We start from the raw sequence: 24,584 nt of genomic DNA on the forward strand, positions 1-24,584 counted from the left end.
TGAAAATTTAGGATCATTTTAACCCAAACCAGCCAAAATTGAAAATAGTAAATAAGTTCTATCCGCACGCCCTTGTTGTACTGGGCTTTATCCTTGTATCATTAATTTATTTTTATCCAGTTCTGCAAGGAAAACAAATTTTCCAATCTGATATTGCTCAATACACCGGAATGGCAAAGGAGCAAAATGACTTTAGAGCTGTGGAAAATGCTGAACCTTATTGGACAAATTCAGCTTTTGGTGGTATGCCTACTTATCAGCTTGGAGCAAATTATCCAAATGATTTTGTTGGAAAGATAGATGATGTACTGCGTTTTCTGCCACGTCCTGCAGATTATTTATTTTTATATTTTCTTGGTTTTTATGGTTTGTTATTAGTTTTAAAAACCGATCCTTTAAAAGCTTTTATTGGAGCCATTGCGTTTGGTTTTTCTACTTATTTAATCATTATTTTAGGAGTTGGACACAATGCTAAAGCTCACGCTATTGCGTATATGCCTTTGGTAATTGCTGGTTTTATACTCGTCTTTCAGAAAAAATATGTCTGGGGAGGTTTGCTCACCATGTTTGCAGTGGCATTAGAAATTAATGCCAACCACTTCCAAATGACCTATTATTTATTGATTTTCTTATTGATACTTTCAGGTTATTTTGCTTTTGATTTCATTAAAAATAAAGAATATAAGCCGCTTTTAATTTCAATTGGTACTTTGATTGTTGCGGGGATTTTTGCAATTGGAGCCAATGCAGGAAATTTATTAGCAACTAGCGAATACGCAAAATATAGTATCAGAGACAAAAGTGAGTTGACTTTTAATCCAGATGGATCTAAAAATGAAACCACTGCTTCAATGACAACGGATTATATTACAGAATATAGTTATGGTATTGCGGAAAGTTTGAATTTAATTGCTCCTCGTATTTTTGGAGGTTCAAGCCATGAAAATGTAGGTACAGACAGCCGCATGTATGAATTCATGCTGGAAAAAGGCGTACCAGCAAGTCAAGCACAAGATTTTGTTTCAGCAATGCCTACTTATTGGGGCGATCAGCCAATAGTTTCTGCACCCGCCTATATTGGAGCAGTAGTTTTCTTTTTGGCAGTTTTAGCGTTGTTTATTGACGAAAGAAAAATCAAATACGTGTTTTTAGCAGGAGCCTTATTTACACTGGTACTTTCTTGGGGAAAAAATTTCTCATTATTGACAAATTTTTTCATAGAGTATCTTCCAATGTACGATAAGTTTAGAGCAGTTTCTTCTATTCAAGTCATATTAGAGCTGTGTTTTCCTGTTTTGGCTGTTATGGGATTACAATCCTTTTTTAAAGCTAAAGATGAACCGAAATTGCAACAAAAAGCATTACTTCAAACAGGAGTTTTTGGTTTAGGAATTCTAGTTATTTTGCTAATTGCTAAAGGTTTTTTCCATTTTACTGGAGCAAGCGACCAATATTTCCTAGAAAGCTACGGACCAGAATTTGTTGATGCGCTGAAAGAAGACAGAATGACAATGTATTACGCAGATTTATTAAGATCTGGATTTTTAATCGTAGTTACTTTTGTAATTCTTTGGATGTTTATTAAAAATAAATTTTCACAGACAACAACTTTAATCATAGTTGGAATCGTGATGGTTTTCGATTTGTTTTTTGTGGACAAAAAATATGTTTCGGCTAAAGATTTTGTTACCCCAGTTCAAATTGCTGCGCCTTTTCAAGAAACACCTGCCGATTCTCAAATTTTAAAAGATACATCAATTTACCGTGTTTTTGATCTTCAAGGGCAATTACAAGGAAGATCTTCATATTTCCATAAAACAATTGGAGGATACAGTGCCGTAAGACCTAGAAGAATGCAGCAGTTGTATGATTACCAAATTGCTAAAAATAATTTAGAAGTGCTTAATATGCTAAATGTTAAGTATGTAATTCAAGTGGATAAAGAAGGAAACCAGATTCCGACTCAAAATCCAGATGCTAATGGAAACGCTTGGTTTGTAGGTTCTGTAAAATTGGTCAACAAAGCAGACGATGTCATGAAAGCGCTTAATAGTTTAAATACTAAAAAAGTCGCAGTTTTTAATGTTCATGAACATGAAGGTAAATTTAAAAGCGCTCGTTTAAAGAAAGCTTGGGATACAACAGGAACAATAAAAGTAGTTACTTATAAGCCGAATTACATCAAATACAAATCTGAAAATAAAGGAGATGGCTTAGCTGTATTCTCTGAGATGTACTATAAAAATGGCTGGAATGCTTATGTAGATGGTAAATTGACAGATCATTTTCCTGTAGATTATGTTTTAAGAGCAATGGAAATTCCTGAAGGGAAACATACTATAGAATTTAAATTTGAACCTCAAGTTATTAAAACTGGAGGAACAATTACTTTGATTAGTTCAATTGGAATGTTACTGCTTTTAGCTGGAGGAATTTATTTTGAAAAATTTCGTAAAGATTCAAAAAGTAATAGCGGAGATACTCAAAAATAATTTAAAATCTTTGTGACACTTAGTGGATACTTTGTGAATCTCTGTGGAACTGAATAAATCCTAAATGGAACAAAAAAAGCTCTTAATAATTACCTATTACTTTCCGCCCGCTGGTGGACCTGGTGTGCAACGCTGGTTGAAATTTGTGAAATATTTACCAGAATTTGATGTGCAGCCAATAGTTTATGTTCCAGAAAACCCTACATATCCAATTGTTGACGAAGGTTTGGTCAGTGAAATATCAGACAAAGTAATTGTTCTAAAGAATAAAATATGGGAGCCATACCAATTGGCTTCTGTTTTTTCAAAAAATAAAACTAAAAAAATTAGTTCTGGTATCTTTCCGCAAAAGAAAAAACAGACATTTTTAGATAAGACCTTTCTCTGGGTTCGAGGAAATCTTTTTATTCCAGATGCCCGCGTTTTTTGGGTAAAACCATCAGTGTCTTATCTTGAAAAATACATTCAGGAGAATAATATCGATACCATTGTAACTTCTGGTCCGCCACATAGTTTACATTTAATTGGTTTAGAATTACAGCAGAAATTAAAAGTAAAATGGTTTGCCGATTTTCGTGATCCCTGGACAACGATTGGTTATCATAAAGCCCTTCGTTTATCATCTTACGCTGAAAAAAAGCATAAAAGTTTAGAGCATAAAGTCCTTAATTCTGCTGATGAAATTATTGTAACAAGCAAAACCACAAAAACAGAGTTTGAGGCTATTACCAACAAGCCAATTACAGTAATTACAAATGGTTATGATGTCGAAACTGTCGAAAAACAGACTTTAGATAGTAAATTTAGTTTAGCTCATATAGGTTCTTTTTTATCAGACAGAAATCCGCCATTTTTGTGGGAGGTTTTGGTTGAGTTGTTAAAAGAAGTTCCAGAGTTTAAATCACATTTAGAAATCAAACTTATTGGTGCGGTAAGCCAGGAAGTGCTAGACGCAATAAAAGACCATCAATTAAATGATTATTTAAATTTACTAGGTTATGTCTCGCATCAGGAAGCAGTTGCACATCAAAGAAAATCTCAGGTTTTACTTTTAATAGAGATTAATTCTGAAGATACCAAAAGCATTATTCCCGGAAAATTATTCGAATACATGGTTTCAAATCGCCCAATTATCGCTATCGGACCACAAGGTTCTGACTTTGCAGATATTGTGACGCAGACCAATACAGGAGTATTTTTTGATTATTCTGAAAAAACGAAGTTAAAAAGTGTAATTTTGGACTTTTTTAATCAGTTTTTGGAAGGGAAATTGCAAGCACACGGAATTGGTTTACAGCAATATTCCAGAAAAAATTTAACCAAACAGTTAGCACAGCTGATTAGTAAATCATAGATTGTAAAAATCTAAAATCTAAAAATCTAAATTCAGAAATCCAAACATGGGTATTGTCTTAAATCAGTCTTTTAAAAATACTGTAATTACATATATTGGCTTTGGCATCGGAGCCATTAATACACTTTATTTATATCCAATTTTCCTTGGGGCAACCTTTTATGGTTTAACTAACTATATAACTTCAAGTGCAAATGTTATAATGCCTTTGTTTGCTATTGGAATGCAAAATACATTAGTAAAGTTTTATTCTCAATACAAAACCGAGGAAGAAAAATCTCAATTTTTATCTTTTACGGTCTTGTTTCCGATTCTATTAATAATTCCGCTCTTATTAATCGGACTTTGTTTCTATGATGAAATTTTGTTCTTTTTGTCAAAAAAGAATGCAATTGTAAAAACTTACGTATGGCTAATCCCGTTTATCGGATTGACTATGGCTTATTTCGAAATTTTTTATGCTTGGGCACGTGTTCATATGCATTCTGTTTTTGGAAATTTTATTAAGGAAATTGGTTTACGATTGTTTTCCTTATTCTTATTGATAGCGGTTTACTATAATGTACTCAGTGTTGAAGGATTTGTATATGCAACTGCAGTATTATATTTATTAGCATTTTTAGTTACCATGTTTTATGCTTTTAGTGTAAAAAAACCGCATTTTCAGATTGCTAGACCAAAAAACACAAAAGATATACTCGTCTATACATTTTATATTATTTTGTCGGGAAGTGTCGCTAATTTACTGTTAGACGGAGATAAAATGATATTGAATCAATATATGATTATCGATAACATTGCATTTTATTCTGTGGCAACTTATATTGCTTTGGTAATTTCGGTTCCAAGCCGTGCGATGCACCAAATCGTTTATCCGATTACGGCTAAATTGATGCACGAAAACAAACACGATGAATTAAACCAGCTTTATAAAAAGACATCTATAAATCTGCAAATGGTCGGCGGATTTGTAATGCTATGTATTTTTGTTAATATTAATCAATTGTACGAATTAGTTCCAAAGGAATACAGCGGCGGAATTGCAGTTGTATTTATGATTGGTCTTTCAAAATATTTTGATTTGATTTTAGGAAACAATAATGCCATCATATTCAATACAAAATATTACAGAATGGTTTTATATTTAGGATTAATGCTGGTTGTTTTGACAATAGTTTTGAACATGATTTTTATTCCTATTTTCGGAATTTTCGGTTCTGCTTTTGCAACCCTTTTGTCTATTACTTTATATAGCTTAGCAAAACTACTTTTTGTGGTTAAAAAACTTCATCTTTATCCTTTTACCAAAGAAACAATTTATTCGATACTTTTAACTTTCGCATTGTTTTTAGTATTTTATTTCTGGGAGTTTCCTTTTTTCCAGTTAATAAGCATTGCTCTAAAATCTATTTTGGTAACGATTGTATATGTGTATCTGAATTATAAATTTAAAATCTCTCCAGATATCAATAATGTAATTGATACAATTTTTAAAAAGATAGGAATTAAAATCTAATACCATTTTTATATTGATTTTATCAAAGAATAAGAGGTCGTCTTAATGCTTAATATCAGTATATTCTTTCTTTTTTGTTTTTGGATAGAAAAAATCAGATGCTTCATATCATTTCCTTCTATAAAGGCATTTCACGAATGTAAGACCTCATGTAAAGGATTATGAATAAATTCTTACTTCATTGTTTTTGATGTATAAAGTTAATTAATTGAAAACGAGTGATTAATTTTTAAATTTTAACACTTGAATATTTTGTAATTAATTTAATAAAAATTAACTTTATCATGAAAGTTTAGCATTACTTTCATGCAATTGCAGTTTTTTTTCTAACAAAATGATGAAATGTAGGTATTTTTTTATTTTTTAGAATTCAATAATTTTGCAAGAAATTACAAATAAAGTATTAGAATTAATTGTAGTATTAATAATTATGAAAGACAATCATCTCAGCCAAGAACAAAGCATGCAGGTATTTTCTAATATGATATCAAATAAAGTTCATAATGGATTTACGCTGGAAGAAAGAAATGATAAATTGCTTTTCGCAGTTTTATCTAAAGGAGGTAAAGTGGTTAACCACAGTTTAAATTTCATGATTTTTTGTTTGACTCTTGGACTATGGTCATTTGCTTGGCTATATCTTACAATCGAGGCTTCAAAACAAAAAAAGATTTTAGTAGCTATTGATGAAGACGGATTTCCTTTTGAGGAAAGATGTTTAGTAGCTTAGCATTGAAAAAAACAAAAAAAATAAAAGCCATAAATACAACCTAATCAACTGTATTTATGGCTTAATTATTTTTAGGAAATATTTCTCCTATAATTTATCTTTTAGATAAACTCCAGTAACTGATTCTTTTACTTTTACTATATCTTCTGGTGTTCCAGAAGCAAGAAGATACCCGCCATTTTCTCCACCTTCAGGACCTAAATCCAAAATCCAATCGGCACATTTAATTAGGTCAAGATTATGCTCGATTACAATAATAGAATGTCCTTTATCAATTAAGGCATCAAACGAAGCTAAAAGTTTTTTAATGTCATGAAAATGAAGACCAGTAGTTGGTTCATCAAAAACAAATAATGCCTTATCCTTCGTTGCTCCTTTTACTAGAAAAGAAGCTAATTTGATACGTTGTGCTTCACCTCCAGAAAGAGTAGAAGAAGATTGTCCTAATTGTACATATCCTAAACCAACATCTTGCAGCGGCTGTAATTTCTGCGTAATTTTAGATTGTTTATTTTTTTCGAAAAAAGCAATTGCATCATCAATAGTCATGGTTAGAATATCATTGATGTTTTGATTATCAAAAGTAACTTCCAATATTTCTTTTTTGAATCGTTTTCCGCCACAAGTTTCGCATGGTAATGAGACATCGGCCATAAACACCATTTCGACGTTTATAGAGCCTTCTCCTTTACAAGTTTCGCATCGGCCTCCATCAACATTAAAAGAAAAATGTTTGGCCTGATATCCTCTTATTTTAGATAATTTCTCTTTTGCATATAAATCTCGAATATCATCATAAGCTTTAATATACGTTACAGGATTTGAACGTGAACTTCTCCCAATCGGATTCTGGTCTACATATTCGATATGTTTAATTTGAGAAAACGAACCTGTAAGCTCGGTAAATTGACCAGCTTTTTCAGAAGCGCTTTCTAGTTTTTTCTGCATTGCCGGAAACAAAATCTTTTTGATCAAAGTACTTTTTCCACTTCCAGAAACTCCTGTAACAACAGTTAATACATCTAAAGGAAAAGTAACATTGATGTTTTTTAAATTGTTTTCGCGCGCTCCAACAATGTCAATATGATTTTTAAACTTCCTTCTTTTCTTAGGGACAGAAATTTCTAAATCTCCGTTGAGATATTTAGCGGTTAACGATTCAGATTTTAAAATTTCATCATAAGTTCCCTGTGCCACAAGATTTCCTCCAAAAGTTCCTGCTTCGGGACCAATATCAATAATCATATCAGCCGCTTTCATAATGTCTTCATCGTGCTCCACTACAATCACGGTGTTTCCTAAATCGCGAAGAGAAAGTAAAACTTTTATAAGACGTTCAGAATCTTTAGGATGAAGACCAATACTTGGTTCATCTAAAATATACATAGATCCAACTAAGCTGCTTCCTAGTGAAGTTGCAAGATTAATTCGCTGTGATTCGCCACCAGAAAGTGTTGCTGAATTTCGGTTTAAAGTAAGATAATCTAATCCGACTTCGGTTAAGAATGACAAACGATTATTAATTTCAACCATTAAACGCTTTGCAATCTGCTGTTCGTAAACATTTAATTCGATGTTTTTAAAGAAAGTAACCAAATGTTTTATTGGCAAATCAACTAAATCAGAAACTGTTTTTCCGTTGATTTTTACGTAAGATGCTTCTTCGCGCAAGCGTTTTCCTTTGCAAACATGGCATTTTGTTTTGCCACGGTAACGCGATAGCATTACACGGTTTTGAATTTTATAATTCTTCTCTTCTAATTCTCTGAAGAAATCATTAAGCCCTTGAAAATATTGATTTCCTGTCCAGATTAAATCTTTCTGTTCTTCGGTAAGTTGAAAATAAGGTTTGTGAATAGGGAAGTCAAACTTATATGCATGTTTAACCAATTCGTCTTTATACCAGCTCATGCTATCACCTCGCCAAGGATAAATGGCGCTTTCAAAAACTGATAAGGAAGTATTTGGAACAACCAAATCGGCATCAATACCAATAATATTTCCGTAACCTTCACAAACGGGACAAGCTCCATAAGGATTGTTAAAGCTGAATAAGTGAACATTTGGCTCTAAGAAATTGATTCCGTCAAGTTCAAATTTATTCGAATAAGAAAATCTTTTATCAGAATTGAGTTCTTGTAAATAACAAATGCCTTTACCTTCAAAAAAAGCCGTTTGCACGGCATCCGAAAGTCGATTATAAAATTCCTCTTCTTCTTTTACAATAATACGATCAATAACCAGCAGAATATCTTTGTTATCAAATTTATGAAGATCTGAAGGTGTAAATTCATCCAGACGAACCATTTCATTATCAACAAGAATACGAGCAAAACCTTGCTGCAGTAATACTTTTAATTTGTCTTCTAACTGTCTCCCTTCTTCAAGGTGAATAGGAGAGAGCAAAAGCCATTTACTGTCAATTGGCAGAGTTTTTACATCAGAGATAACATCTGTTACAGTATTTTTTTTGACTTCTTGTCCAGAAATAGGAGAGTATGTACGTCCAATTCTGGCAAACAAGAGTTTGATATAATCATAAATTTCTGTTGATGTTCCAACAGTCGAACGTGCGTTGGTTGTATTTACTTTTTGTTCAATAGCAATTGCAGGGGCAATTCCTTTAATATATTCAACTTTAGGTTTGTCTAAACGTCCTAAAAACTGTCGTGCATACGAAGATAAACTCTCGACATAACGTCTTTGTCCTTCGGCATATAAAGTATCAAAAGCTAAACTCGATTTTCCTGATCCAGAAAGACCTGTAATCACAACAAGTTTGTTTCTCGGAATAACCACATCTACATTTTTTAGATTATGTACTTGTGCTCCTTTTATTATAATATTTGATTTTGGGTCTATTTTAGAAAGATCAATTTGCATAAAAAAGTCAATTTTTACAAAAGTAATCAATTTTGAATTGGATTTTGTTAAGGACATAGTTCCAAATTTTAACTATTTTACCATAATGTCAAAGCATTGCAAAACTCCTTTAAATAAAGGTGATTGGAGAAAATTGAGAATTATTTTTAACAATTAATTGAATTAAAACCGCTAAATAGAAAAAATATTTATATATTGGGATCAATTAATCAAGAAAAAAATTGTAATTTAAATCTGGTTTTAAGTTAAAATATAATCTTATTTAATTTATTGTAAGGTATTTACGTCTGTTTACAAAAGCAATTCATTTGTTTTTAATTTTGTAGATTTTTAGCCTTTTCAATGTAAATTTTAAGTTTATTTTACTTTAATAAATGTTTTACTAATAATTATTGGCAATTTAATTTGCTTTTTAAAATAATTATTTGTTAAATTTGGCCAAAATATTAACACAACTCAAAAAAGATTCGCCTATATAATAAAACTACTTTTTAGAAAAAATTACTCCAAATTTTAAAACAGAAACTAAAAAAGTAGTATTATGGCTGATCTGCATATTCCAGACGCTCTATTAGTTAAAAATTATGTTGACGGCAGTGAAGCTGCATTGGCAACATTAATAAAAAGGCATGAATCTAAGATATATGGTTTTATATATTCTAAGATCGCTGATAGAGATATTTCAAATGATATTTTTCAAGATACATTTATTAAAGTTATTAAAACTTTAAAAAGCAATTCTTATAACGAAGAGGGTAAATTCCTTCCTTGGGTAATGCGTATTTCACATAACTTGATTGTGGATCATTTTCGCAAAACCAAAAAAATGCCAATGTATAGAGAAACAGAAGAGTTCTCTATTTTTTCGATAATGTCAGATGATGCTTTGACTATTGAAGGCAAAATGATTGTGGACCAAGTTGAGATTGATTTAAAAAAACTTATTGAAGAACTTCCAGAAGATCAAAAAGAGGTGTTGGTAATGCGTATGTATCAAGATATGAGCTTTAAAGAAATCTCTGAGATTACAGGTGTAAGTATCAATACTGCATTAGGAAGAATGCGTTATGCTCTAATGAATTTGAGAAAAATAATTGATAAACATCAAATTATTTTAACCAACTAATACTATTTTGGAAATTAGCTCGTTATACTAGTATAAAACATTTTTACAGTATGGCGAAAATTTACTCAAAAAAAGCATTAGCTTCAAAAAATCTTAAACCTAAAAAAGAAGTCGTTTCTTTCTTATTGAATTATTCTCAAGCCTTGACTGTGGTTAAGATTGAAGAAAAAACTTTTGAGATTATAGCTAATTAAACACCCCGCTGCTCCTGTCGGATGTTTATTAAAATAAAACCAAATGGTCGTTTTGGTTGAAAAGCTCACTATTCGTATGTAAATACTAATAGTGAGTTTTTTTATGCGAAATAGTGAAGTAATTGCTTTATGCACAAATTCAATTTTCGTGGGATAAATTTTTTATAAGTTTTTTATATCACTTTTTAACAGTTTTGTTAAAATTTAATATTTTGACCCGATTTTATATGTTTATTTAATTTTTAATTTTATTTTAGTTAAAAACTAATTTTATATTCATTAAAAATGAATTTTTGAAGTATTTTTCGTATTGAAACATTTGCTTCAATTTATAATTTAAAATATCAATTAATTAAAAATTAAATACTTAACCCAAAACCAGATTAAATATGAAGAAAAACTACCCTGCTTTATTTTGTTAAGTTTATTGTCTTTTGATTTTTAAGCAGAGAATATTTGAACCAGAAAATATTTTTTGCCACAATAGTTCAGATAATTTTTAAACCAATTTAATTATCTGCTAAAAACTATCTATCAATAATAAACATGAAAATCATTTAATCAACCAAAACTTAACCGCAAAATGAAAGAGAAATTTAGAGTGCTGTCATGCCTTCTTATGATAAGCATTGGCGTATTTGCCCAAAAAGAACGAATTAAAGAAGCGCAATCTTTGTATGATAAAGGAAAAAGCGAGGAATCTTTAGCTATTTTAAACAAAACAGAATATCTTATTTTAAATGCTCCAGATGAAGATAAATCTGATTTTTACTTCTTAAAAGGAAATGTCTTAAAAGATTTAGCTATAAAAAATATTGATGCAGCCAATAATTTTACAATGGCAGCACAAGCTTATCAAGATGTATTTTTATACGAGAACGAATCAGGTAAATTTAAATCTACTGTTAAAGCTAATATGGCATTAAAAGATATGAAAGCCAGTCTTGTAAATGGCGCAATGGAAGATTTTAAAGCTGGTAAATTTAAAGAAAGTGCTGAGAAAAGTTATAAGGTATACTTATTTGATAAAAAAGATACCCTGAATTTAGTAAATGCAGCAGCCTCTTCTATAAATGCTAAAGATTACAACTCTGCAATCACTTATTACGAATTACTGAAAAAGATTAATTTTTCTGGAAAAGGAGTTTTATATTACGCGACAAACAAGAAGACAAAAGAAGAAGATGTTTTTATTTCGCCAAAAGCAAGAGAATCAGCTATTCAGCAAGGACTTTATGAAAAACCAAGAACAGAATCAGTTCCTTCTAAAAAAATAGAAGTTAATAATAACTTAGCATATGCTTATCTTGAAAACAAAGATTACCCAAAAGCAGAGGCGGTTTATAACTATGTTTTAGAGTTAAATCCGAATTATGTTGATGCGTATATAAATTTGGCTTACTTAAAATTGCAGATGAAAAAAGATTTAGCTGAAGAAATTTCATCCCTAGGAACTTCTCCTGCAGAAATGCAGAAATATGATAAGCTAAATGCTAGAAAAGATGATATTACAAGAAGTGCAATCCCGTATCTGAAAAAGGTTCTGACTTTAGAACCTAAGAATCCAGATGCCACAAAGACATTACTAGGTGTTTATCGATCTCTTGATATGACAGCAGAATATAATGCCTTAAAAGCTGGAATGTAGTTTTTTAAGGTACAAAGTTACAAAGAAGCAAAGGCACAAAGTTTTTATTTTGTGCCTTGTTTTTTGGAAGGTTTTGGATTTTCCATTTCTTCAATGATAGATTTCTTTCCGATTGTTTTTGTGATGATATCTTTTTCTAAACTCCATCCTCTAGCAGGTGAATATTCACGTCCGTACCAAATAATCTGCAGATGCAAGTCGTTCCATAATTCTCTTGGGAATAGTCTTTTAGCATCTTTTTCCGTTTGAGCCACATTTTTTCCATTCGATAAGTTCCATCTGTACATTAATCGATGAATATGCGTGTCTACGGGAAAAGCAGGAACTCCAAAAGCCTGAGACATAACAACACTTGCTGTTTTGTGGCCGACTGCTGGTAAAGCTTCAAGTGCTTCAAAACTTTGTGGAACCTCTCCGTTATATTTCTCAATTAAAATTTCTGATAATCCGTGAATTCCTTTTGACTTCATTGGAGACAAACCACACGGACGAATAATTTCCTTGATTTCCTCCACAGACATTTTAACCATGTCATACGGATTGTCAGCTTTTGCGAATAATATGGGAGTAATTTGATTTACACGCACATCGGTACATTGAGCAGAAAGCAAAACAGCGATTAAAAGTGTATAAGCATCTTTATGATCTAGCGGGACAGGTATGGTAGGGTAGAGTTCTTTTAACGTATTTATAACAAATTGTACGCGAGCTTCTTTATTCATTTCCGTAATTTTAATCCCGTAAAAATAATGAATTCTAAGTTATGAGTTAGATTTGCGGGTTATAAGTTATCTTTGATTTTTAATCTAAATTCTAAAAGTAACAATCTAAAATAAGAAATATGACAACATTAAAAGCAGGAGATAAAGCGCCAAATTTTTCGGGAGTAGATCAAGATGGAAAAGCGCATAAACTGGCAGATTATGCTGGAAAAAAATTAGTGGTTTTCTTTTATCCAAAAGCAAGTACGCCAGGATGTACAGCTGAAGCATGTGATTTGAGAGATAATTTTGAGCGTTTTAAAGTTAATAATTATGAACTTTTAGGTGTTAGTGCCGATAGTCAGAAAGCACAGTCTAAATTTAAAGATAAATACGAGTTTCCTTTTCCATTAATTGCAGACGAAGACAAATCGGTTATTAATGCATTTGGAGTTTGGGGGCCGAAAAAATTCATGGGAAAAGAATATGACGGAATCCACAGAACAACTTTCGTAATTGACGAAAAAGGAATTATTGAAGAAGTAATAGAAAATGTAAAAACAAAAGAGCACGCCTCTCAGATTTTGAAGTAATTTTTTGTTTCAAGTTTCATGTTAATCTTGGCGTTTTAATTTTTAACGCAAAGCACGGTAAGTTTTTTATTTTATCTGTGGCGTTTATAAACACAAAGTTCGCAAAGCTAATTCAATACAAAGCTTTGCGGACTTTGCGTTTTTCTAAAACCTAGCTTATTGAAAAAATCTTAGTTTGCTCTGCGGTAAATTTTATTTCAAGTTTTTCATAAGGCAAAGCCTAAACACAAAGCTTTGCGGACTTTGTGTTTTTCTAAAACCTAGCTTATCAAAGAATCTTAGTGTGCTCTGTAGTAAAATTTTATTTCAAGTTTTATCTGGCAAAGTTCAATCAACACAAAGCTTTGCGAACTTTGTGTTTTTCTAAAACCTAGCTTATCAAAAAAATCTTAGTGTGCTCTGTGGTAAATTTTTTATTTCAAGTTTTTCATCTGGCAAAGCTAAATCAGCACAAAGCTTTACGAACTTTGTGTTTTTCTAAAACCTAGCTTATCAAAGAATCTTAGTGTGCTCTGTAGTAAAATTTTATTTCAAGTTTTATCTGGCAAAGTTCAATCAACACAAAGCTTTGCGAACTTTATGTTTTTCTAAAACCTAGCTTATCAAAAAACTTAGCGTGCTTTGCGTTAAAAAATTAAACCGCAAGATCAATATGAAACTTAAAAAAAGTTTTTCACCCTGAGCGAAGTCGAAGGGCACGCGTTAAAAACAAAAAAAGTCCCAAAAAGAAATTTCATTTTGGGACTTTTTATTAAGCATTTTGTTCAAGCTCTTTTTGCGGATGATATCCAAAAAGATGATGCTCTTTTATAATTTCAGCAACACCAGAAGGAAGCATTGGTTCCCAGCCGGTTTTTCCTTGTCCAATCATTTTCAGTACTTCGCGTGAGAATACATTCAATATATTTGGGTTATAATCCTTAATGTCGACAACTTTACCGTTGAACTTGAAGAATTTGTACAATTCTTTCATTCTAGGATGAACTTTTAGGTTATCAGAAGTTATAATTTCACCATTATCGCCGAGCATTGGGTATAAGAATACTTTCATATCACGATAGAATAGTTTTCCGAAAGCTTCCAAAATTCCACCACTTAAATGACGATAGTATTTCTCATCAAAAATATCAACAAGGTTGTTTACACCCATTGCCAATCCCATTCGGGCTTTGGTATAATTAGAAAAATACTCAACCACTTTATAATATTCCTGAAAATTAGAAATCATAACAGTTTGGCCAAGCGAACAAAGTAATTCGGCTCTGTCCATAAAATCCCTTTCATCAATCTCACCGTCTGAACGTAAGTTTGAAAGTGTAATTTCAAAAATAACAAGTGTATTATTTTTTTCAACTTTACTTTCTTCGAGAAACATTTTTAAAGATTTCTCATACATGTCAAGATTTACGTTTGTAACCGGACGGAAACTTCCTCTAAAAGCAAGAAGATTCTTTTTGTATAAAACAGCTGCTGGTAAAACATTCTTTCCATCTGGATTAAACATTACGGCATCTGTCATTCCGTTTTTAACCAATTGCAAACTCATCAAACGATTGTCAACATCGGCAAAACGAGGTCCAGAAAAGTTGATAGTATCGATTTCTAATTGGTCTTTATCTAAGTGATCGTATAAGTAACGAAGTAATCGTTTTGGATCGTTGTATTTGTAAAAAGCACCGTAAATTAAGTTTACACCTAAAATTCCTAGTGTTTCTTGTTGCAGTCTAGCGTCAGTCTCTTTAAAACGAATGTGAAGAATAATTTCGTTATAAGCTTCGTCTGGTTCAATTTGGTATCGAATTCCAACCCAGCCGTGACCTTTAAATTGTTTAGCAAAATCTATTGTGGCTACAGTATTGGCGTAACTAAAGAAAAGTTTTGTTGGGTGTTTTTCTCTGCTTAAACGCTCTTCGATGATCTGTCCTTCATGGGTAAGCATTTTTTTCAAACGCTCTTCAGTCACATATCGTCCATCGCTTTCCACTCCATAAACCGCATCACTAAAATCTTTATCATAGGCAGACATTGCTTTTGCAATTGTTCCCGATGAACCTCCGGATCTGAAAAAATGTCTAACAGTCTCTTGTCCAGCACCAATTTCAGCAAATGTTCCGTAAATATTTTCGTTTAAATTAATACGTAAAGCTTTGTCTTTTATAGAAGGAATCTGTTCGATGACCTTGTCACCCTTGAGTTTTATTTCTGTACCCATTTTATTTTAAATAGATTTGTTACAAAGTTAGTAAATTAGGCTTCTAATGAAAGAGAATTAATCCTATTTTTGTAAAAAAATTAAGTTCAATTGAAGGTTTATTTTTTAGGTACAGGTACTTCTCAAGGCATTCCGATTATCGGGATCGATCATCCAGTTTGTAAAAGCACTGATGCTAAGGATAAAAGGCTTCGTGTATCCATTTGGATTACATGGGACGAGCATTCTTATGTCATCGATTGCGGACCTGATTTTAGACAGCAAATGCTTTCCTGCGGCTGTAGAAAACTTGACGCAATTCTATTTACTCACGAGCACGCAGACCATACTGCTGGTTTAGACGATATACGTCCGTTTAATTTTAGGCAGGGAGAAATCCCTATTTACGGTCATCAACGCGTTTTAGATAATCTAAGACGTCGTTTCGATTATGTTTTCGAAACAGTAAACAAATATCCTGGAGCTCCAAGCGTTAAAACAATCGAAGTGCAAAATAATGCGCCTTTTGCAATTGGAGATAAAATGGCAGTGCCAATAAATGCTATGCATGGCGATTTGCAGGTTTTTGGATACAGAGTAGATGATTTTGCATACTTAACAGATGTAAAAACAATCGAACAAGCTGAAATTGATAAACTGAAAGGCTTGAAAGTATTGGTTGTAAATGCTTTAAGAGTTGAACCTCATGATACGCATTTTAACTTGCAGGAAGCGCTAGATTTTATTAATCTCGTTAAACCCGAAAAAGCTTATTTAACGCATATTAGCCACGTTTTAGGTTTTCATGAAGAAGTTCAAAAGAAACTTCCTGAAAATGTTTTTCTGGCTTACGACAATTTAGAAATTACAATTTAATTATACCACAAAATGAAAAAATCCTTAATGCTTTATCTTCTGATTTTAGCGGTTTTAATGAATGTCTTTACTTATGCTTTTTACAATAGTGAAGTAAAATTTGCGGAAAATAGATACGATAAAACAACTAAGAAACTAAGAGACAGCATCAATCTAGTAAAAACAAAATTGGCCGAAGCTGATTATTTTTCTTTAGAACATAACGAAAATGCTCAAAACTACTTTGACAACAGTGCTTCTGGCGGAAAAGTAATTTTGTATGAAAAACTGATTCCAGTTGTTACGGAGAAACTATTAGATTTCAATGCAAATCCAAAAGGGAATCCGTATACAGGTCAAGATCAGATTGGTCCAAATAAATTTATCATCAACAAAGTTAAAATTTTAAACCACCGTTGGATAATTGCTGATTACAGCAATGGCGAATTATGGGGAGAAGTCTTGTTAAAATATTTTGTTGATAACGATGATAATATTACTTTTGAAGTAAATCAAACTTGGTTATATCAAAAATAGTATTTTATAATCCTATTTTTTTTGACCTTTAAATCAATAGGATTATGAAAAAGATGTTTTTGTTTTTGATTATGGAAAGCGCGTTTTCCTGTGCCAAAAAAGTTGCGCAAGAAAATGTAAATACAACTCCAAAAGAGCCAGCAAAAGAAGTGGTAGTAGGAGCAGATGCCGATTCTCACGGCTGTAAAGGTTCTGCTGGATATACTTGGTCAACGCTTAAAAAAGAATGTATCCGAATTTTTGAAGGAACAAAACTGTCACATTATGATGATGGTAAAACATACACTACTGCATCATACGTAATTTTCGATGGAAACAAAGCTGAACTTTTTCTAGACACTCAAAAAGAATCCATCATTTTAGAAAGAAAATCTGAAGGCGATTCTTGGGTTAACGGCGATTGGCAGTTAATTCCTTGGAAAGGTTATGTTTTAAAGAAAGGAGAGAAGATTCTTTATACAGGAGAATAAAGTTTACAGTATTCAGTTGCAGTTTACAGTTTGTTGAGACTGAAAACTGCAACTGAAAACTGAAAACTACAAACCCAGCCAATTCTTAAAATCAAAAAAATTCTGCGGAGCAACTCCATGTCCAACCGGATATTCTTTGTAAACAACAGGGACATTTAATTTATCTAAAATTGCTGGAGTTTTTCTAGCCCATTCAATCGGAATAACCTGATCTACAGTTCCGTGAGAGGCGAATATTTTAAGGTTTTTAAAGTCGTTGTTTTCAAAACCTTCTTTGATGATTTCTTCATTAAAATAACCACTCATTGCCACTACTCTTTGAATTTTTTCTGGATAAGAAAGTGCTGTTGCATAACTTAAAATAGATCCTTGGCTAAATCCAATCAGAGTTACGTTGTTCGCATCAATTGGGTAATTTGCAACCAATTCGTCAATAAATTTGGCAATTAAATCTCTTGAAGTTTTTGCTTGTTCGTTATCCGAAAATTTATTCTGATCGGCATCAAAATTAATTGCGTACCAAGCGTATGCTCCATATTGTAAATCGTAAGGCGCTCTGGCAGAAATTATGTAATAGTTGTCTGGAAGTTCAGAAGCGAATGAAAATAAATCAGCTTCATTACTTCCGTATCCGTGCAATAAAAGCAATAACGGATTTTTATCTAAAATTACTTTTGGTTCTTGTATTTTATATTCTAAAGATATATTCATATTTTAATTGTGAATTGTGAATTGTGAATTTTCCGAATTTGGAATTTGGAATTTTTTAATTGAAATTTAAAAAATTAGCCAATCTTTTTAAACCATTTTTGAAATAATTCTCCAACTAACGGAATTGGTTTTGTTTGTCCCTGAATGGCAGTAAAAATACCAAAAGTCCATAGAATTGAAATACAAATCCACATTGGGAAAGTAATAAAAAAGCTGTCGAAATTGCTGATTATTGCGCCCAATGAAATAAAGGTTAAAGACAATCCTAAAGCCTGACGGATATGAAAAGAAGCAAAACTATTTTTGTTTTCAGAATTCATGCTCATGGCGATCAAAACACCAATGATTAGAATGTAGCTGGTAATGGCGATTGATTTTCCTTCTTCGACTGAATTATTCATTTTATTATTTTGTAACAAGTTGATTTTGATTTAAAATTCCATAAACAGAACCTTTTAATTCAGTTCCTAAAAAAGCAGAATTTTTAGATTTTGAAAGAATGTTTTCTTTTGTAAATATTGATTTCCCTTCTGGAGTAAATAAGGTGAAATTTGCTTTTGCACCTTCTTCGATTGTGTTGTTTTCAAGACCAAAAAGCGTTCTTCCAGAAGTCAATTTTGCAATAACAGTTTCTAATGGTAAAACCGTTAATAAAGCTCCAAAAGCGCTTTCTAAACCGATAGTTCCGTTTTTAGCTGTATCAAATTCCATTTTCTTGAATTCAATGTCAATCGGATTATGGTCAGATGTTATTGTGTCTATAGTTCCGTCAGCAATTCCATTTAATAAAGCTTGTCTGTCTACTTCAGTTCTTAAAGGAGGCGTAACTTTAAAGCGAGTATCAAATCCGTCCAGTTTTTCATCTGTTAAAACCAAATGATGTACAGATGCGCTGCAAGTTACATTTAGACCTTTAGCTTTAGCTTCTCTAATTAATTCAACCGGTTTTGCTGTAGAAATGGTCGGAATATGAAGTTTTCCGCCAGTATATTCCAATAAAAACAAGTTTCTTGAAATCTGCAGTTCTTCGGCTAAGTTTGGAATTCCTTTTAAACCTAATCTTGTAGAAACAATTCCTTCATTCGCAACACCATTTCCTTTAATATTAGGATCTTGCGAGTAAGCAATTACCAAACCATCAAAATCTTGTACATATTGTAAAGCGATTTTAAGGATATTTGCGTTGTCAATACTTTTGTTGTAATCTCCAAAAGCAATAGCGCCGGCATTTTTCATATCGAAAAGTTCTGCCATATCTTTTCCTTCACTTGCTTTAGTTAAGGCTCCAATTGGGAAAATTTCTGTTGCAAAACCATTTGCTTTATTTTTCACAAAACTTACCTGAGACTGATTGTCAATAACTGGTAAGGAGTTAGGCTGAAGTGCAATTGCAGTAAAACCACTTTTTGCGGCAACATTTAAACCGTTTGCAATGGTTTCTCTGTCTTCGTAACCTGGCTCGCCCAGCGAGACACTACTGTCAAACCAGCCCTGCGAAACGTGAAGGTCATCGAAACGTACAATTTCTGCATCATCGTTTGGAAGTGAAACGCCTATTTTTTCTATTAAACCATCTGCAATTAAAAGATCAACGGTCTGATTGTGAAACGGACTTTTTGAGTCGATAATTTTGGCGCTTTTGATGATTATTTTCATATTGTAGATATTTTTTTGTCGTAAGATGATTTTTGTAAAAAGTTGAATGCCTTTAAAACAAACTCGAATTCTATTTTACAAATTTTATAATTGCCATTTCTAGTGCTAAAAATAACAGTGCAAAGATAACAAACCATTTCCAAATTTGGCTGTCAGTTCGTTCAGTTTGTAAGGTATTAAAAATGGTCGAAATAGTATCGGCGGTTTTAAAGTCAGAAACTACATTTGTGTTTACCTGACTCAAATCGCTTTCCGTTCGTTTGTAATTAAAACTAATATTTTCAACCCATTCTTTTTTATCGAAAACACCGTAATTACCAGCAGTTTCAGGAAAATCATTAAAGGTTAATTTTACTTTATTGTTCAATATCTGCTGAATCGGAATAAAAGAATCTTCATTTCCTTTTACTTCCAAAATCGCGTCTTTAGTTAATAAAACATCCACAAAATAAGGTTGATTATTTCCTATTGTCAATGCGTTAACTCCAGTTTTTTGATTGTTCTGAGCGATTTTATAAAATAGCGGAACAATTAAAGGTGATTGCTGAAAATTTGAATTTGTACTATTTATTGGTGCTGTAAAAACCGTTATTCCAGAAACCTGATTTTGAACAGAAGTTACAAAAGGTGTCTGATCTTCAAAGGAAAGGACAGCAGGATATGAACTTGAAACGGCAAATGCACTATTTACTTTTGGATATTGAAAATTCGTTATTTTGTTATCAAAAACTCCTGAAAATAACGGATGATCAAAATTAATTTTAGTGATTAATTTACTGTTGTTTTCTAAATTACCGAATTGAACTTTTCCAAAATTACTCAGCAAAGTATTTAAATTAGCAATTGAACTCTTCTCAGAAGGAATTACAACCAAATTACCGCCTTTAGAAACAAAAGCTTTTAAAGTAGTCTGCAAAGCCTGCGGAATTTCATTCAATTCGTTTAAAATAATCGTATTTTGTTTCTCTAAACTATTGTAATCTAAAGAACTAATCGAATAATTGTGGTAATTGAATTCGCCTGGAGTATAAATTCTAGATAAGAAATTACTTTTTTCAGGTTCGCCGATACTGATAACGTTTGTTTTTTTGTTTTTAGAAATGCTGAAAAACAATTTGTTATCATACGTTAAGCCGTTATCTTCGATCATTATATATCCATGAAAAGCTTCTTTTGGAATCGTAAAATTGATTTTCTTTTTCTTAGTGTCAAAATTGACAATCGTTTTGGCAATCAATTTATTTTGGTTGTACAAAGCAGTCGAAACCGGTTTAAAATCTTCGCCGTAAGCTGATAAATTAATTCCGATTTCATAGAAATTCTCTAAAGTTTGATTAATGTTAACGCTGTCGATCGAAACGTTATTTTTTTGTTCTGCTTCTGGAACTATGAAATATGGTTTTTCTTCAAAATTTACAGTTGCAACATCTTTTTCTTTTAAACCTACAGCATCTGTAATGATTACAATGTCTTTTTTATGTGCAGATTTGTGTGCTTTAATTTTTGCAGTTATTGCCGAAAGGTCAAAAGGCGCTGCGCTGTATTTTAGGTTTTGTAAAGCACTTTTAGAAGATTTAATATCGGTATTCCAGAAATTTTCGGTGTTAGTTAATAAAGAAAATGGAGTGTTTTCTGGAGTGTTTTCAAGCAATTCCTGAACAGCTCTTTTTAACAATTCGCCTTTTTTGCCTTTTGCCTGCATACTAAACGAATTGTCTAAAACAATATACATTTCGTTTGAAGCATTTTTGCTGTCGACTGCCTGAAAAAACGGCTGGGCAAAAGCTAAAATTATAAAAGTCAGCAGTAATAAACGTGTAGCCAATAAAAGGCGCTTTTTAATTTTAGAACTTTTACGTGTCTGAATTGCAAGTTCTTTTAAGAATCGAACATTGGTAAAAAAAGAGGTTTTAAAACGTCTTAATTGAAATAAGTGAACCAAAATTGGAACGATCAATAAAAACAGAAAGTATAGAATTTCGGGATGTTTAAAATGCATTCTGGCTTCGATTTACTTCACTACGTTTTGTTTTTCGCGAAGATGCTGGTCAAAAATACGAATTAAAAATTATTTAAACCATAATAAGTTTCTGTAAGAGATTAACTAGTGCTGGATAAAATTTATGGAGTTTGAAAAATGTAACTTTTGCCATTTCTTTTGTAACAAAGAAACTATTTTAAAACGATTTTTATTCCTTATTTTAGCTGATTCAAAAAAACAAACTATGAAAAAAATATATTTATTTTTATTTTCTGCTTTATCCCTGACCACGGTAAAAGCTCAAAATAAATTCAACTTATTGGTTGGAACTTACACAAATACCTGTCAAAGCAACGGAATTTATGTTTATGAATTTGATGCATCTTCCGGCGGTTTAAAATTAAAGAATTCTTCAGAAAATGTTATCAGTCCAAGTTATTTATCGGTTTCTGCTGATAATAAATTTATCTATGCTGTAAACGAAAACGGAACTCAAAGTGCTGTCAGTTCTTTTAGTTATAATTCAGCTTCAGGAAAAATAAAGTTATTGAATACAAATGCTTCTTTAGGTGCAGATCCATGTCATTTAATTAATGATGATAAAAATGTAATTGTTGCCAATTATTCTGGCGGAAACATTGTCGTTTTTAAGAAAAAGCCAAATGGAAGTCTTACTGAAGTGCAGCAAATAATTCAGCATGAAGGAAAAGGTCCAAATGCAGCGCGTCAGGAAAAAGCGCACGTGCATATGGTTGTTTTTTCACCAGATAAAAAATTCGTTTTGTCTAATGATTTAGGTTTAGATAAAGTGTTTATTTATAAGTACAATCCGAATTCTACAAACGAAATGCTGACGCTTAAAGGTAGTGTTGATGTAAAGAAAGGAAGCGGGCCAAGACATTTGACTTTTAGTAAAGATGGAAAATTTGTGTATTTGGTTCAGGAATTGGACGGAACTTTAACGACTTTTAGTTATGATAAAACTGGAAATCTAAAACTAATTGCTGAAACAAGCATTCTTCCAAAAGGTTTTACTGGCGGAACAGGCGCAGCGGCAATTAAAATTTCTCCAGACGGAAACTTCTTATATGTTTCTGATCGTGTAGACGCAAACTCTATTTCGGTTTATAAAATCCTTAAAACAGGAGCCATTGAATTGGTAGAGCAGCAAAGCACTTTAGGAAAAGGTCCAAGAGATTTCGCTATTGACCCAACAGGAAATTATCTTTTAGTTGGTCATCAATATACTAATGATATCATTATTTTTAAAAGAAATAAAACAACTGGAAAAATCACAGACACCGGAAAAAGAATCGAGTTGTGTTCGCCGGTTGGATTGGTTTTTACGAAAATATAATTTTTAAGGTTCTAAGGGGCTAAGTTACTGAGGGACTAAGATAAAAGCTCAAATTTAATGTGTTGATTACACTTTAAATTTGAGCTTTTTTGTAATTTTTAAACTTAGAACCTTAGTATCTCAGAACCTTAGATTCTTTAAAAAAATCTATTTATCCTTATCTTTTCTCTTCTTATCTCTAGTCTTCAGCATATTTCTGTTAACAGAACCATGTGTTTTCTTTTTTGTTTTTGAAGGGCCTCCAAGATTGACTTTTTTGTTCTTTTTCGATTTTTCATGAAAAGCACCATCGCCGTCTAATTTTGGTTTTTTCATTAAAAACTTAATTGGCTGTCTGTCTTTTTCAGGTTCTATTAATTTAGATGAAATCTCAACTTCTTCTGGGAAATCTGCAATTTTAAGTTCCTGATTCATTAAAACTTCGGCTTCAATTTTAAATTCTTCTTCACGAGGTGTAACAAAACTGATCGCTGTTCCTGTTGCATCAGCACGACCAGTACGCCCAATTCTGTGCATGTAAAGTTCTGGTAATTCTGGAAGTTCGAAGTTTATAACGTGAGAGATATTAGAAATGTCCAAACCTCTCGCCATAATATCGGTAGTAATTAATCCGCGCAGATTTCCTTCTTGAAATTCTGCCATTGTACTTAAACGATAATTCTGCGATTTATTAGAGTGAATTACTCCAAACTGTCCTTCAAACATTTCTTCAATACGAGTATGAAGCATGTCCGAAATCTTTTTATTATTAACGAAAATCAGAATACGTTCCATGCTTTCGTCCGTCTCTAGTAAATGCCTTAAAAGATTTACTTTAGTATTAAAGTTTGGAACATTATATGTAATCTGTGTAATTTTTTCTAACGGAGTTCCAGAAGCAGCTAAAGTAACTTCTTCAGGAAAATCAAAATAATCATTTAAAATCGCATCAACTTCGTCTGTCATTGTTGCAGAGAATAAAATGTTTTGACGTTTTGGTTTCATCATTGCCAAAAGAGCTGTCAATTGCGCGCGGAAACCTAAATTCAACATTTCGTCAAATTCATCAATAACCAGTTTTTGAGTTTCGTCAAAACGAACTACAGCATCCAGAGCCAAATCCATTGTACGACCTGGAGTTCCCACTAAAATATCGACACCTTCGTAAACGGCTTTCTTTTGTGTGTTAATGTTTACGCCTCCGTAAATTCCTAAAGTTTTAACCGACATGTATTTAGTCAGTTTTTCAACCTCTTCTACAACCTGAACTACTAATTCGCGGGTTGGAACAAGAACTACAATTTTAGGGGTATTGGTGTTAGTAAATTTATATAATTTTAGAAGCGGCAGTAAATAAGCAAGTGTTTTACCAGTTCCGGTTTGTGCAATTCCCATCATATCTCGCCCAGAAGTAATCACTGAAAAAGATTTTTCCTGAATAGGAGTTGGTGTAACAAACCCTAAATCGTCTATAGCTTTTTGTACTGATTTTGGAAGATTAAATTTTTCGAAAGTGCTCATTTGCTTTAAATTTTGTGCAAATGTACGTTAAATTCACGGTTTTTTGTTGAATTTATAATTTTTGATGTCTTATTACCATCTTGAATGTC

General features: G+C 32.1%; 20 protein-coding genes. 12 read left to right on the forward strand and 8 right to left on the reverse strand.

Annotation, left to right across the window (positions count from 1 at the left end; translation table 11 throughout):
- Nucleotides 1–38: 38 nt before the first annotated feature.
- The 4 genes from EDB96_RS11445 to EDB96_RS11460 all read left to right on the forward strand — a co-directional run bounded on the left by EDB96_RS11445 (nucleotide 39) and on the right by EDB96_RS11460 (nucleotide 6,092).
- Nucleotides 39–2,492: a YfhO family protein gene (locus tag EDB96_RS11445; protein ID WP_134140864.1), complete on the forward strand. Its 2,454-nt coding sequence runs from the start codon at nucleotides 39–41 to the stop codon at nucleotides 2,490–2,492.
- Between the two features lie 64 nt (nucleotides 2,493–2,556).
- On the forward strand, nucleotides 2,557–3,846 hold the full coding sequence (locus tag EDB96_RS11450; protein WP_134140865.1) for a glycosyltransferase family 4 protein: 1,290 nt from the start codon (nucleotides 2,557–2,559) through the stop codon (nucleotides 3,844–3,846).
- 46 nt (nucleotides 3,847–3,892) lie between these two features.
- A complete protein-coding gene (locus EDB96_RS11455; protein ID WP_057118768.1) occupies nucleotides 3,893–5,362 on the forward strand; it encodes a polysaccharide biosynthesis C-terminal domain-containing protein in 1,470 nt (489 codons plus the stop codon).
- Nucleotides 5,363–5,741: 379 nt separating this feature from the next.
- Nucleotides 5,742–6,092, forward strand: coding sequence for a hypothetical protein (locus tag EDB96_RS11460; protein ID WP_317039113.1), 351 nt, complete (start codon nucleotides 5,742–5,744; stop codon nucleotides 6,090–6,092).
- A gap of 87 nt (nucleotides 6,093–6,179) precedes the next feature.
- Here the strand turns inward: EDB96_RS11460 and uvrA are convergent, their stop codons facing one another.
- Nucleotides 6,180–8,975: an excinuclease ABC subunit UvrA gene (gene uvrA / locus EDB96_RS11465; protein ID WP_134141144.1), complete on the reverse strand. Its 2,796-nt coding sequence runs from the start codon at nucleotides 8,973–8,975 to the stop codon at nucleotides 6,180–6,182.
- 541 nt (nucleotides 8,976–9,516) lie between these two features.
- Between uvrA and EDB96_RS11470 the strand changes: the two genes are divergently transcribed.
- From EDB96_RS11470 to EDB96_RS11475, 3 genes are all read left to right on the forward strand, one after another.
- Nucleotides 9,517–10,101, forward strand: a complete 585-nt coding sequence (locus EDB96_RS11470) for an RNA polymerase sigma factor (protein WP_057118765.1) — start codon at nucleotides 9,517–9,519, stop codon at nucleotides 10,099–10,101.
- A 50-nt stretch (nucleotides 10,102–10,151) separates the two neighbouring features.
- A complete protein-coding gene (locus tag EDB96_RS21065; RefSeq protein ID WP_166669294.1) occupies nucleotides 10,152–10,295 on the forward strand; it encodes a hypothetical protein in 144 nt (47 codons plus the stop codon).
- Nucleotides 10,296–10,878: 583 nt separating this feature from the next.
- Complete coding sequence (locus EDB96_RS11475) at nucleotides 10,879–11,943, forward strand: tetratricopeptide repeat protein (protein ID WP_057118763.1); 1,065 nt, start codon at nucleotides 10,879–10,881, stop codon at nucleotides 11,941–11,943.
- Between the two features lie 44 nt (nucleotides 11,944–11,987).
- Here EDB96_RS11475 and EDB96_RS11480 read toward each other — a convergent pair whose 3' ends face one another.
- A complete protein-coding gene (locus tag EDB96_RS11480; protein WP_134140866.1) occupies nucleotides 11,988–12,665 on the reverse strand; it encodes an endonuclease III domain-containing protein in 678 nt (225 codons plus the stop codon).
- A gap of 119 nt (nucleotides 12,666–12,784) precedes the next feature.
- Here EDB96_RS11480 and bcp point away from each other — a divergent pair, with 119 nt between their 5' ends.
- On the forward strand, nucleotides 12,785–13,237 hold the full coding sequence (gene bcp / locus EDB96_RS11485; protein WP_134140868.1) for a thioredoxin-dependent thiol peroxidase: 453 nt from the start codon (nucleotides 12,785–12,787) through the stop codon (nucleotides 13,235–13,237).
- A gap of 751 nt (nucleotides 13,238–13,988) precedes the next feature.
- Here bcp and EDB96_RS11490 read toward each other — a convergent pair.
- On the reverse strand, nucleotides 13,989–15,449 hold the full coding sequence (locus tag EDB96_RS11490) for a hypothetical protein (RefSeq protein WP_057118757.1): 1,461 nt from the start codon (nucleotides 15,447–15,449) through the stop codon (nucleotides 13,989–13,991).
- Nucleotides 15,450–15,539: 90 nt separating this feature from the next.
- Between EDB96_RS11490 and EDB96_RS11495 the strand changes: the two genes are divergently transcribed.
- The 3 genes from EDB96_RS11495 to EDB96_RS11505 are packed head-to-tail and all read left to right on the forward strand — an operon-like array spanning nucleotide 15,540 to nucleotide 17,290.
- Nucleotides 15,540–16,304 (forward strand): MBL fold metallo-hydrolase, encoded by a 765-nt coding sequence (locus EDB96_RS11495; protein ID WP_134140869.1) that lies wholly within the window; start codon nucleotides 15,540–15,542, stop codon nucleotides 16,302–16,304.
- A 12-nt stretch (nucleotides 16,305–16,316) separates the two neighbouring features.
- Nucleotides 16,317–16,820, forward strand: a complete 504-nt coding sequence (locus EDB96_RS11500) for a hypothetical protein (protein ID WP_057118752.1) — start codon at nucleotides 16,317–16,319, stop codon at nucleotides 16,818–16,820.
- A gap of 44 nt (nucleotides 16,821–16,864) precedes the next feature.
- The gene (locus EDB96_RS11505) at nucleotides 16,865–17,290 is read left to right on the forward strand and encodes a hypothetical protein (protein ID WP_243839338.1); all 426 of its coding nucleotides are present in this window, start codon (nucleotides 16,865–16,867) and stop codon (nucleotides 17,288–17,290) included.
- Nucleotides 17,291–17,356: 66 nt separating this feature from the next.
- On the opposite strand, the gene EDB96_RS11510 is transcribed toward EDB96_RS11505, so the two are convergent.
- From EDB96_RS11510 to EDB96_RS11525, 4 genes are all read right to left on the reverse strand, one after another.
- Nucleotides 17,357–18,001 carry an alpha/beta hydrolase gene (locus EDB96_RS11510; protein WP_166669295.1) on the reverse strand — a complete coding sequence of 215 codons (645 nt, stop codon included), beginning with the start codon at nucleotides 17,999–18,001 and terminating at the stop codon, nucleotides 17,357–17,359.
- 74 nt (nucleotides 18,002–18,075) lie between these two features.
- Nucleotides 18,076–18,402, reverse strand: coding sequence for a hypothetical protein (locus EDB96_RS11515; RefSeq protein ID WP_057119856.1), 327 nt, complete (start codon nucleotides 18,400–18,402; stop codon nucleotides 18,076–18,078).
- Between the two features lie 4 nt (nucleotides 18,403–18,406).
- Nucleotides 18,407–19,657, reverse strand: coding sequence for a dihydroorotase (locus EDB96_RS11520; protein ID WP_134140870.1), 1,251 nt, complete (start codon nucleotides 19,655–19,657; stop codon nucleotides 18,407–18,409).
- Between the two features lie 70 nt (nucleotides 19,658–19,727).
- A complete protein-coding gene (locus EDB96_RS11525; RefSeq protein WP_134140872.1) occupies nucleotides 19,728–21,656 on the reverse strand; it encodes a vWA domain-containing protein in 1,929 nt (642 codons plus the stop codon).
- Between the two features lie 226 nt (nucleotides 21,657–21,882).
- Between EDB96_RS11525 and EDB96_RS11530 the strand changes: the two genes are divergently transcribed.
- Nucleotides 21,883–22,995 (forward strand): lactonase family protein, encoded by a 1,113-nt coding sequence (locus EDB96_RS11530; protein ID WP_134140874.1) that lies wholly within the window; start codon nucleotides 21,883–21,885, stop codon nucleotides 22,993–22,995.
- A 147-nt stretch (nucleotides 22,996–23,142) separates the two neighbouring features.
- Here the strand turns inward: EDB96_RS11530 and EDB96_RS11535 are convergent, their stop codons facing one another.
- Entirely contained in the window at nucleotides 23,143–24,495 is a 1,353-nt protein-coding gene (locus EDB96_RS11535; RefSeq protein WP_134140876.1) for a DEAD/DEAH box helicase, read from the reverse strand.
- Between the last annotated feature and the right edge of the window lie 89 nt (nucleotides 24,496–24,584).

Origin of the sequence: Flavobacterium sp. S87F.05.LMB.W.Kidney.N, from assembly GCF_004366435.1 — a bacterium.
GTDB lineage: Bacteria > Bacteroidota > Bacteroidia > Flavobacteriales > Flavobacteriaceae > Flavobacterium.